The sequence below is a fragment of the Paraburkholderia sp. genome (assembly GCF_035501035.1).
Lineage (GTDB): Bacteria > Pseudomonadota > Gammaproteobacteria > Burkholderiales > Burkholderiaceae > Paraburkholderia.
Map to the genome: position 1 here is coordinate 1 of NZ_DATJWR010000279.1, position 8,240 is coordinate 8,240.

At 64.4% G+C, this 8,240-nt stretch carries 8 protein-coding genes, 1 tRNA gene and 1 pseudogene; 3 read left to right on the forward strand and 7 right to left on the reverse strand.

Annotated elements, in window-relative coordinates; all coding sequences use genetic code 11:
• Positions 1 to 275: 275 nt before the first annotated feature.
• From coaE to VMJ11_RS20745, 7 genes are all read right to left on the reverse strand, one after another.
• Positions 276 to 896 carry a dephospho-CoA kinase gene (gene coaE / locus VMJ11_RS20715; protein ID WP_325621271.1) on the reverse strand — a complete coding sequence of 207 codons (621 nt, stop codon included), beginning with the start codon at positions 894 to 896 and terminating at the stop codon, positions 276 to 278.
• A gap of 3 nt (positions 897 to 899) precedes the next feature.
• Positions 900 to 1,817, reverse strand: coding sequence for an A24 family peptidase (locus VMJ11_RS20720; protein WP_325621273.1), 918 nt, complete (start codon positions 1,815 to 1,817; stop codon positions 900 to 902).
• Between the two features lie 28 nt (positions 1,818 to 1,845).
• On the reverse strand, positions 1,846 to 3,066 hold the full coding sequence (locus VMJ11_RS20725; RefSeq protein WP_325621275.1) for a type II secretion system F family protein: 1,221 nt from the start codon (positions 3,064 to 3,066) through the stop codon (positions 1,846 to 1,848).
• Positions 3,063 to 4,352, reverse strand: a complete 1,290-nt coding sequence (locus tag VMJ11_RS20730) for a GspE/PulE family protein (protein ID WP_325621277.1) — start codon at positions 4,350 to 4,352, stop codon at positions 3,063 to 3,065. Before VMJ11_RS20730 ends, VMJ11_RS20725 begins: the two co-directional genes overlap by 4 nt.
• 83 nt (positions 4,353 to 4,435) lie before the next feature.
• Positions 4,436 to 5,755, reverse strand: coding sequence for an HlyC/CorC family transporter (locus tag VMJ11_RS20735; protein ID WP_325621278.1), 1,320 nt, complete (start codon positions 5,753 to 5,755; stop codon positions 4,436 to 4,438).
• 169 nt (positions 5,756 to 5,924) lie between these two features.
• A tRNA-Pro gene (locus VMJ11_RS20740) sits at positions 5,925 to 6,001 on the reverse strand.
• 48 nt (positions 6,002 to 6,049) lie between these two features.
• Positions 6,050 to 7,042, reverse strand: a complete 993-nt coding sequence (locus VMJ11_RS20745) for a polyprenyl synthetase family protein (RefSeq protein WP_325621280.1) — start codon at positions 7,040 to 7,042, stop codon at positions 6,050 to 6,052.
• A gap of 283 nt (positions 7,043 to 7,325) precedes the next feature.
• Here VMJ11_RS20745 and rplU point away from each other — a divergent pair, with 283 nt between their 5' ends.
• The 3 genes and pseudogenes from rplU to obgE all read left to right on the forward strand — a co-directional run.
• A complete protein-coding gene (rplU, locus tag VMJ11_RS20750) occupies positions 7,326 to 7,637 on the forward strand; it encodes a 50S ribosomal protein L21 (protein ID WP_006025184.1) in 312 nt (103 codons plus the stop codon).
• 24 nt (positions 7,638 to 7,661) lie between these two features.
• Positions 7,662 to 7,925 carry a 50S ribosomal protein L27 gene (rpmA, locus tag VMJ11_RS20755; RefSeq protein ID WP_325621283.1) on the forward strand — a complete coding sequence of 88 codons (264 nt, stop codon included), beginning with the start codon at positions 7,662 to 7,664 and terminating at the stop codon, positions 7,923 to 7,925.
• A 191-nt stretch (positions 7,926 to 8,116) separates the two neighbouring features.
• Positions 8,117 to 8,240, forward strand: a pseudogene (gene obgE / locus VMJ11_RS20760) (GTPase ObgE); the annotation flags it as partial.

The following is an 8,240-nucleotide window of genomic DNA, read 5'->3' on the forward strand; positions in this document are numbered from 1 at the left end:
AACAGGTCCTCGAGGCGCAGCAGCGTCCGGATTCGCTCGTTGAAGGGATACTCGTAAAGAATCAAGCGCGCTCGCCTCGGGCGTGGTAGGTGACGGATTGCAGGACATTCTAATGCCGTGGGACTACGGTCGCAATCGCGCTGGCCTGGCGCTTTGCCGATGTGTCCCGTGAATTTCGCCTGCGTGCTGTTACGCGACCCCCTTCGACCGACCAGGCGCTCATGAGTTCTGGTGTGAATTCCTGAGCGCCAGCATGTTCGCCCGGGTGGCCCGCTTTACGCCTTGCGGGCTTTCTCTGCAGCGAGCTTCAGGTATGTCTCGTGCAAGGCGTCGACTTCATGAGCGAGCGTTTCGAGCGTTGCGCCATCGCCGTTCACCACCACGTTGTCGGCCGCTGCGAGGCGCGCGTCGCGCGTGGCCTGTCGCGCGATGATCGCGAGCACCTGGTCGCGCGTGAAGCCGTTGCGGCGCCTGACGCGCTCGATCTGCGTTTCCACGCTGCAATCGACGACGAGCACGCGGTCGACGCGCGTCTTCCACGTGCCCGATTCGACGAGCAGCGGCACGACAACGATCACATAAGGCCCACGGGCCTCGCGCGTCTCACGTTCGGTCTCCGAACGGATCAGCGGATGGGTGATGGCCTCGAGCCGCTTGCGCGCGGATTCGTCGCCGAATACGAGCGCGCGCATGCGTGCACGGTCCATAGAGCCGTCCACCGCGACGAATTCGGGGCCGAATTGCGCGGCGATTTGCGCCATCGCGACGCCGTGCGGCGCGGTGATGCGATGCGCGATGAGATCGGTGTCGACGATCGGCACGCCGTGCGCCGCAAAGAGGTCTGCAACGGTGGACTTGCCACTACCGATGCCACCCGTCAATCCGACCGCGAACATTGATCAGTTCCCCCATGCAAAAAGGCCATAAAGCGGTGTGCCCGCAAACAGCGTGACGAGCGCCCCCGCCGCGAGATACGGGCCGAACGGCAAAGGCTCCTCGAACCGCATGCGCCCGCTCAAGGTAGCGGCGATGCCGACGAGCGCGCCGGCCACCGCGGCGATCACCACGATCTGCGGTAGCGCGCTCCAGCCAAGCCAGGCGCCGAGCGCGGCAAGCAGCTTGAAGTCGCCGTGGCCCATGCCCTCTATGCCGCGCAGCAGCTTGAAGATCCAGTACACGCACCAAAGCGCCAGATAACCGGCCACCGCGCCGATCACCGCTTCACGCAGACCGACGAATGTGCCAGCGAAATTGACGATGAGGCCGGCCCACAGCAGCGGCTGCGTGATCTCGTCGTACAGCATCTGGTGCTCGAGATCGATGGCGCTCGCGGCGATGAGCGCGGCGCACAACGCGAAGGCGGCGAGCGCTTTGCCCGATGGCCCGAAGACGATCAGCGCGCCGGCCGCGCAGGCGGCGCTCGCCAGTTCGATGAGCGGGTAGCGCATGCTTACGCGCGCGTGGCAGTCCGAGCAGCGCCCGCGCAGTGCGATCCAGCTGAACACGGGAATGTTCTCCCAGGCGCGCAGTGCGTGGCCGCAGTGCGGGCACGCACTGCGCGGCAGCCAGAGGTTGTAGCGCGTGGGCAGTCCGTCGTTCTCGAAGAGCGGGCCGGGAGTGCCGGTTGCCTCGGCCACGTCGGCGCGCCATGCACGCTCGAGCATGATTGGCAGTCGATGCACGACGACGTTCAGAAAGCTGCCAATGACGAGCCCGAACACGATGGCGAAGCCCATCAGCACGCCGGAAGGCAGGGCGCCAAGCGCGGTGGCGAACGATATGGCGGTGTCGGGCGCGGACAGGAAGGGAACGGGCATGAGAGGAAACCGGAATCTGGCAGCGATGCTACACCACGTTGCCCAGTTGAATGATGGGAAGATACATTGCGACGACGAGACCGCCGACCAGCGCGCCGAGCACGACGATCACGAGCGGCTCGCAAAGGCTCGACACGAGCGCGATCTTTTCGTCGACCTGACGGTCCGCGAGCGAGGCCACGTCGAGCAACATGGCATCGAGCGCGCCCGATTCCTCCGCGACCGCGACAGGCTGGACCACGTCGGCCGGAAAGCAGCCTGCTGCACGCATGGCCGCGGCGAGCCGTTCGCCGTGACGCAGGCGCGCGCTGATGCCTGCGCTCGCACGATCGAAGAAGGCATTGCCGCTTGCGTGCGCGAGCGAATCGAAGGCGTCGGCGAGCGGCGTGCCGGCGGCGAGCAAGGTGCCGAGCGCGCGGCTCCAACGGGCCGCGCATAGTGTGCTCAGCAGCGCGCCGCAAAGCGGCAGCCTTAGCACCATGTGCCCGAATGCGATGCGCGCGGATTCCGAGCGCCGCAATCCGGCACGCGCGGTGAGTGTGACCGCGGCAGCGGCGATGGCCACGGGAGCGCTCAAGCTCGCGGCTCCTGCCGAGAGGGCCAGCACGAACTGCGTGGGCGCGGGCAGTGCGGCGCCGAAGCTGTCGAAGATTTGTTTGAACGTGGGCACCACCCAGACGAGCAGCGCTGCTGTGATGACGAACGCGAGCAGCAGGACCGCGACGGGGTAGGTGAGCGCCGCGCGCACCTTGGCGCGTTGCGCGGCAGCGCGCTCGCGGTCGTCGGCGAGACGGGCGAGCACGGCGGCGAGCGCGCCCGATGCTTCGCCCACCGCGACGAGCTGGCAATAGAGCGCATTGAAACGCGCGGGGTGCCGCGCGAGCGAATCTGCGAAGCGCAGGCCGCCGGCGATGTCGTGTGCGAGCGCGGCGGCGATCCGGGGCATGCCGTGCGGACCCGGCGCCTGCGCGAGCAGATCGAGCGCGTTCGCGAGAGGCAGGCCGGCGCGCAGGAGGCTCGCGAGCTGGCGTGTGAAACGCGTGACATCCGCGTGGCTCGCCTTGGGCGCGGGTGCGCTCGACCGGCGTTCGATGGCGAGAACGGTGATGCGCTCACGCCTGAGCACGATGCGCACTGCAGCGGCATCCAGCGCAATCAAAGTGCCTTGTTTCGCCGCACCTGTTGCATCGAGCCCCCGCCACGCGAAGCGCCATTCGGATGGCGCGCGGTCAGTATGCGCGGTACTCATTGCGCTTCCGTGGCGGCGAGCGCTTCCGTGAGGCTCGTGGTGCCGTCGCGCACGCGTGCGAGCGCTGCGTCGCGCAAGGTCGCCACGCCGCTCGTGCGGGCAACGCGCGCGATCTCGTGCGCGCCACGCCCCTCGACGATCAGGTCGCGCATCGCCTCGGATATCGGCATGACTTCGTGGATGCCCACGCGTCCGTGATAGCCGATGCCGTGGCAAGCCTCGCACCCGCGCGCGGCATAGGGCTGCACGATGTTGCCAATGCGCGTGTCGAATCCCGCCGCGCTCAGCGAAGCGTGCGATTGCTCGCCGCGCACGCGGCACTGCGGACACAGCCGCCGCACGAGACGCTGCGCCGTAACGAGCCGGAGCGCACCCGCCAGGTTGTACGGCTCGACGCCGATGTCGATGAGGCGCGCACAGGCGGCGCTGGCGTCGTTCGTGTGCACGGTGGAAAGCACGAGATGGCCGGTCTGCGCGGCCTTGACGGCGACGCTGGCGGTTTCCTCGTCGCGGATCTCTCCGATCATGATCACATCCGGGTCCTGGCGCAGCAGCGCGCGCAGCGCCACCGCGAAGGTGAGCCCGGCCTTCTCGCGCACGTTGACCTGGTTGATACCCGCAAGCTGGATTTCAGCGGGATCTTCCACCGAGCAAAGATTGCGTGAGGTCCCGTTGAGCATCTGCAGGAAGCAATAGAGCGAGAGCGTCTTGCCGCTGCCGGTGGGGCCAGTGACGAGAACGAGGCCATGCGGCGCGCCTATTGCTTTTGCAACCGTGAGTTGCTGGGGCTCGTCGAGTCCGAGTTGCGCGAGGGAAAGATCGGCGGCGAGCGTTTCGAGCCTGCGCAATACGAGTTTTTCGCCGTGAAGCGTGGGCAGCGAATTCACCCGATAGTCCTCGGTGGCTTGCGACGCCGAGGCGGGTGCTAGCCGCATGCGCCCATCCTGCGGAATGCGCCGCTCGGCGATGTCCATGCGCGCGAGTACCTTGATGCGCGTGACGAATGCATCGCGCAGATGTGCGGGCGGCCGCGCCATTTCGTGCAGCACGCCGTCGATGCGCAGACGCACGCGCCAGCCATGCTCCATGGGCTCGATATGCAGATCGGAGGCGTTGCGACGCGCGGCTTCGCGTAACGTGTCGGCCAACAGGCGAACGGCGGGGGCGTCGTCATGCGGTGCCGCCGAAGCTGCGACGCTCGCACGAGCCGGTGCCCCGCCGCTCGTGCCGCCTTCGGAAGCCATGGCGGCGAACGGGAACGCCGAACGATAAGGAGTAGAAAGCATTGCATGCCGGCGCGAAGCCGCCTCGATCAGATGATGGCTTCATCATCGCGTGCGGTGCGCGAAGCCACTACCTGACCAAACGGCTAACGTCCCGGCAGCAGCTTTTTCGCCTTTTGCAGTGTGCCCTCACGCGGCTTCGCGCCGGGCTTGAAGAGCTTCACCGTGCGTACGGCCTGGTCGTCGCTGCGCATCACCTCGAGCTTGACGTCGCCGATCTGCAGACATATGTCGCCTTCGGGAATCTCTTCGAGCACTTCGAGGATCAGGCCGTTGAGCGTCTTCGGTCCGTCGGTGGGCAGCTTGATATGAAGCCAGCGATTGAGCTCGCGCAAGGGCATGCTGCCCGGCACGATACATTCGCCGTCATCGTTCCAGCCACCGCGGCCGGTGCCGCTGCGCGGCATCGAAGTCGTGAATTCGCCGATGAGTTCCTCGATGATGTCTTCGGGCGTGACGAGCCCTTCCAGTTCGCCGTACTCGTTCACGACGAGCGCGATGCGATGGCGGCTTTCCTGGAAGTACTGAAGCTGCTGGAACACGGGCGTTCCGGTGGGGACGAAATACGGCTCCGTGAGCAGCTCGCGCAGCGTTTCGCGCTCGAAATCCTGGTTGTGCAGCGCGGCCAGCGTTTTACGCACGTGGAGCACGCCGAGCACGCGGTCGATGTCGCCCTGGTAGACGATCAGCTTGTTGTGATAGCAGGTCTCGAGTTGATGCAGGATGTCCTCGAGCGGCGCGTCGAAATCGAGCGCCTCGATGCGCCGGCGCGGGATCATCACGTCGTCGACGGTGATGTTCTCCAGATCGAACAGGTTCAGCAGGATGCTGCGGTGCTTGGTGGGCATGAAGCTGCCCGACTCGAGCACGATGGTGCGCAGTTCCTCGGTGGAGAGCCGCTGGTCGAGCGCCTTGCTCGTATTGATGTGCAACACGCGCAGGATGGCGTTTGCGAACATATTGACGAACCAGATGACGGGCTTCGTCACGCGCATGAGCGGTGCGATCAGCAGGCTCGCTGGCAGCGCGATTTTCTCGGGGAAGGTCGCACCGACAATCTTCGGCGTGATTTCCGCGAACACGATGATGAGGAACGCGACGATACCCGTTGCGATCGAGAGCACGAGATTGTTGTGGCCGAACGTATGCAGTGCGATCGAGGTGGTGAGCACCGGGATGATCGTGTTGAAGAGATTATTGCCTATCAGGATCACCGAAAGCAGCAGGTCGGTGCGCGCCAGCAGCTTCTGCGTGGTCTTGGCGCCAAGCGTGCCGTGATTGGCGAGGTATTTGAGCCGATGGCGATTGAGCGCCATCATCGCCGTTTCGGAGATGGAGAAGAAACTCGAGCAAATGAGCAGGACGAAGACGGCGCAAATCTGCGCCCATAAGGGAAGGTGGTCCACGCGTCGAGAAAGTGAGGGGGCGGATGGGGAAACTATATCAGAGGGGTACTGCAGATCCAGGGCGGCTGGCCGTCCGGACAAGGACAGTGACCGCACGAGCCTTGATGGAAAGAGGAATCGTACAGGCGAAAAAAAACCGCGCAATGCATGCGCGGTTTTTCCGAAATTCTGGTCGGGGTGAGAGGATTCGAACCTCCGGCCTCTACGTCCCGAACGTAGCGCTCTACCAGGCTAAGCTACACCCCGAATTTACTGCTTGACTCCTACTAGACTATTTAACACGCTTTGTCTTCTTCAAGACTGGCGCGCCGTCGAGTAAGAACATAATTCTAGCAGGCTATCTTTGTAAATGGAAGAGGGGAACGTCGAAATTGCTTTGGCGGCGGCTTGGGCTTCTGCCTTCGCGCATTGCAGCGTATGGTCGAGCGCGCCCGAGCGCGTGATCGCCGCAAAGATTTCGTCGAAGCGCGTCGTGCCGCCTTGCTCGATGGCTTCGCGCGCGAGCGCCGCCTCCGCCGCCGTGCCGTGCTCGATCAGCCAGATGAGCGGCAGCGTGGGCTTGCCTTCGCGCAGGTCGTCGCCGGCATTCTTGCCCATCGACTCGGGCGTGCCGGTGTAGTCGAGCCAATCGTCCATGATCTGGAACGCCGTGCCGATGCGCCTGCCGTACTCGGCCGCCGCTTCCTCCACGCGCGCATCCGCCCCCGAAAGCACCGCGCCGAGCTGCGCCGCGGCTTCGAAGAGCTTGGCGGTCTTGTAGCGGATCACCTGCATGTAGCGGTCGGTGTCCACATCGGCGTCGTGCATGTTCAGCAGTTGCAGGACCTCGCCTTCGGAGATGATCGTCGTGGCCGCCGAGAGGATCTCCATCACGCGCATCTTGCCTACGCCCACCATCATCTCGAACGAGCGCGAGTACAGATAATCGCCCACCAGCACACTGGCGGCGTTGCCGAAGAGTGCATTGGCCGTCTGGCGGCCGCGCCGCAGATCGGACTCGTCGACGACGTCGTCGTGCAGCAACGTGGCCGTATGGATGAACTCGACGACGGCTGCAAGTACATGGCGGTCCGTGCCGCGGTCACCGAGCGCGCCGGCCACGAGCAGCAGGAGCGCCGGGCGCAGCCGCTTGCCGCCCGCGCCGATGATGTACTCGGAGATCTGGTTGATCAGCATCACCTCGGACGCCAGGCTCTGCCGGATGACACGATTCACCTGCTCCATGTCACTGGCAACGGGGGCGAGCAATGTGGCTGCGCTGGGGGATGGGGTGGCGGTGGACGACATGATGGCAAGTATGGGTAGTGCCGCGGATTATAAGGCGAATCGGCTCGATGCCGGACGCTGCCCCGCCGCCCGGCTGATGGCTCCCTCTATTTCCGCGTTGCCCGGCGGGCCGCATGGATGCTGACGGTATGCCAATCGCATGACTGTCAGGCCCGTCTGACGGGGCTGGCAGCAGTTGCGCGACAGACTTGCACGTCTTTTGACCTCGAAGCTAACTCCATGTATAATCGAGGGTTTCCAGACGCGCAGTGTGTCTAGGAATTACTGAAGAGTGAGGTTCTCAATGTACGCGGTCATAAAAACCGGCGGCAAGCAGTACAAGGTTGCCGTTGGCGAAAAACTTAAAGTAGAACAGATACCGGCTGACATTGACGCAGAAATCACGCTCGACCAGGTTCTCGCAGTGGGCGAAGGCGAATCGATTAAGTTCGGTACGCCGCTGGTCAGTGGGGCTTCCGTCAAGGCCACCGTTGTGTCGCACGGTCGTCACGCCAAAGTGACCATCTTCAAGATGCGTCGCCGGAAGCACTACCAAAAGCATGGCGGCCACCGCCAGAACTACACCGAACTGCGTATCGACGCGATCAACGCGTAAGCGCAGCGGGCAAGGAGTAATCACATGGCACACAAAAAGGCAGGCGGCTCTTCCCGGAATGGCCGCGACTCCGAGTCGAAGCGCCTCGGCGTGAAGGTCTACGGCGGTCAGGCGATCCTCGCCGGCGGCATCATCGTTCGTCAGCGCGGCACGCGCATGCACCCCGGTGACAATGTCGGTATCGGCAAGGATCACACGCTGTTCGCGCTGGTTGATGGCCACGTCAGGTTCACGATCAAGGGCGTCGGCAAGAAGCAAACGGTCAACGTGATCCCGGCAGCGGCCTGAGTGTAATCAGGCACGGGCTTCAGGACCGGTACAAAGGCCCCGCGAAGTTGGCGGGGCCTTTTCTATTGGCTCGCTGGCGAGCTCTCAAATCGTCGCATACGGCGCGGCGTGCGACGACCTGGCCGAATGGCCGATTGTTGAACGTGAGCGTCGCGCGGCAAAATAGCAATAACCAAGGGACGGAGCGACACATGAAGTTCATTGACGAAGCGAGAATCGAGGTCATCGCCGGCGACGGAGGCGATGGCAGCGCGTCGATGCGCCGCGAAAAATTCGTTCCGTTCGGCGGGCCGGACGGCGGCGACGGCGGCCGTG

What these genes read in the sequence shown, in the direction of transcription:
- rpmA (WP_325621283.1), top strand. Translation starts at nt 7,662, where the DNA reads ATGGCACACAAAAAGGCAGGCGGCTCTTCCCGGAATGGCCGCGACTCC.
- rplU (WP_006025184.1), top strand. Translation starts at nt 7,326, where the DNA reads ATGTACGCGGTCATAAAAACCGGCGGCAAGCAGTACAAGGTTGCCGTT.
- coaE (WP_325621271.1), bottom strand. Translation starts at nt 896, where the DNA reads ATGTTCGCGGTCGGATTGACGGGTGGCATCGGTAGTGGCAAGTCCACC.
- VMJ11_RS20725 (WP_325621275.1), bottom strand. Translation starts at nt 3,066, where the DNA reads ATGAGTACCGCGCATACTGACCGCGCGCCATCCGAATGGCGCTTCGCG.
- VMJ11_RS20720 (WP_325621273.1), bottom strand. Translation starts at nt 1,817, where the DNA reads ATGCCCGTTCCCTTCCTGTCCGCGCCCGACACCGCCATATCGTTCGCC.
- VMJ11_RS20745 (WP_325621280.1), bottom strand. Translation starts at nt 7,042, where the DNA reads ATGTCGTCCACCGCCACCCCATCCCCCAGCGCAGCCACATTGCTCGCC.
- VMJ11_RS20730 (WP_325621277.1), bottom strand. Translation starts at nt 4,352, where the DNA reads ATGCTTTCTACTCCTTATCGTTCGGCGTTCCCGTTCGCCGCCATGGCT.